2 protein-coding genes and 1 pseudogene are annotated in these 2,083 nt (G+C 61.8%); 2 read left to right on the top strand and 1 reads right to left on the bottom strand.

Annotation, left to right across the window (positions count from 1 at the left end):
• Positions 1 to 690: chorismate synthase (gene aroC / locus ACXRVY_RS25845; RefSeq protein WP_458238603.1), on the bottom strand; the 690-nt coding region annotated here is incomplete at its 3' end.
• An 83-nt stretch (positions 691 to 773) separates the two neighbouring features.
• On the opposite strand from aroC, the gene ACXRVY_RS25840 reads away from it, so the two are divergent.
• Together ACXRVY_RS25840 and ACXRVY_RS25835 are read left to right on the top strand one after the other, a co-directional pair.
• The gene (locus tag ACXRVY_RS25840) at positions 774 to 1,772 is read left to right on the top strand and encodes an alpha/beta hydrolase (protein ID WP_223462191.1); all 999 of its coding nucleotides are present in this window, start codon (positions 774 to 776) and stop codon (positions 1,770 to 1,772) included.
• Between the two features lie 88 nt (positions 1,773 to 1,860).
• Positions 1,861 to 2,083 (top strand): annotated as a pseudogene (locus ACXRVY_RS25835) (hypothetical protein); the annotation flags it as partial.

Raw genomic sequence — 2,083 nt, 5'->3', positions numbered from 1 at the left:
GGCCAGTTCGGCGTCGAGACGGTCGAAGATCGGTTCGCCCAGGCCCGGCATCACGCCTTCGGCGACCACGGTAATCTTTGCGCCGACCGAATCCTGGTCTCGGCGCAACTGGTCCATGTAGGCTTCCAGTTCCGGCACTTTGTCCGKGTCCGGACTGAAAAAGGCGTTCTGCTCCACTGAATCCCAGGTCTTGAACGGGATTTCAATCGGCCCCAGCTGGCTCATGTAGCCGCGAATGACGATGCCCTGGCTGGCCAGGTATTTTTTCGCAATCGCACCGGCCGCAACGCGCATTGCGGTTTCACGGGCCGAGCTGCGACCGCCGCCGCGGTAGTCGCGCTCGCCGTACTTGTGATGGTAGGTGTAGTCGGCGTGGGCCGGGCGGAACAGATCCTTGATCGCCGAGTAGTCCTTGGACTTCTGGTCGGTGTTGCGGATCAACAAGCCGATGGCGCAACCGGTGGTGCGACCTTCGAACACGCCGGAGAGGATTTCGACTTCGTCGGCTTCCTGGCGCTGGGTGGTGTGGCGGCTGGTGCCGGGTTTGCGGCGGTCCAGGTCACGCTGCAGATCCTCCAGGGATATCTCCAGGCCCGGCGGGCAGCCATCGACAATGGCGACCAACGCCGGACCATGGCTTTCGCCCGCGGTGGTGACAGTGAACAGCTTGCCGTAGGTATTGCYGGACATGCAGGACGCTCCGTGAAATGAACCTGAATACGTAATGCGCGCCAGTATACGCAGGCTACCCAAGTAGTTCATCCTCGAACCTTATGGGTGCCTGTGAGTCCAACCGGCATCTTCTGAATGATGGCGCGATGATGCTGCGAGTTCTTGCCTTGAGCCTTACCCTGATTTCCGGCTTTGCCCAGGCGACTGTCCTGCAACGACCGATCACATTGGATACCGGCACCGGCGAGCTTTTCGGCTCGCTGTTACTGCCAAAATCCGACAATCCAGTGCCGGTCGTCCTGATCATTTCCGGCTCCGGCCCTACGGATCGTGACGGAAACAACGCCGACGGCGGGCGCAATGACAGCCTCAAGCGCCTGGCCTGGGTGCTGGCCAAACACAACATTGCCAGCGTGCGTTACGACAAGCGTGGCGTGGCCGCGAGCCTGGCCGCCACGCCGGACGAACGCAATCTGACGGTGGAAGCCTATGTGGCCGACGCCGAAGCATGGGGTCAGAAGCTCAAGACCGATCCGCGTTTCGGCAAGCTGATCGTGCTGGGGCACAGCGAAGGCGCCTTGATCGCCAGCCTCGCGGCGCCAGGCATCGATGCCGACGCGGTGATTTCTGTCTCCGGCAGCGCCAGGCCGGTCGATCAGGTCATCCGCGAGCAACTGGGTAATCGTCTGCCTCCACCGCTGATGCTGCGCAGCAATGAATTGCTCGACAGCCTCAAGGCCGGGAAACCCGACGACAATGTGCCGCCTCCGTTGCAGGCGATTTTCCGTCCGAGCGTGCAGCCGTACCTGATTTCCCTGTTCCGCCAGGACCCGGCCGCGGCGTTTGCCAAGCTGAAAATGCCGGCGCTGATCATCCAGGGCAGCAACGACATCCAGGTCGGCGTCAATGACGCAAGGCTGCTCAAGGCCGCCAAACCGGACGCCGAACTGGCGCTGATCGAGGGTATGAACCACGTCATGCGCATCGTGCCCAACGACGTCAAACGCCAACTGGCCTCCTATAAAGACCCGCAGTTGCCCCTGGCGGCGGAACTGGGCACGCGAATCATCGGTTTTATTGACGGACTTCGCACCAGTTAACCTCCAGTCCTGAAAAAAACGGCCGATAAGCCTTTGTCGCCAGCACATTGCCTGGCGACAAGCTGAGCTTGGACAGGATCTCGCCGTTATGACCGACACCCAGACTTCACCCGACACCACCGCTGAAACTGACGCACCGCCGGCGGTCGAGCTGCCCTGGGCGGACGTCCACGTCGAGCACCACAAGATGCTCCGTCTGGCGCCGCTGCAGACTGACCGCAACACCGGCGGGCGCCCGTTGCGCTTTGTCGAATCAGGCTATGCCGAACGCAACGACAAGGAACGCAGCCTGATGCGCATGAGCATCACCC

Source organism: Pseudomonas sp. P5_A2_2, assembly GCF_054177685.1.
The sequence above is the reverse complement of the archived record's forward strand: the minus strand, read 5'-3'. Positions and strand labels throughout refer to the sequence as shown.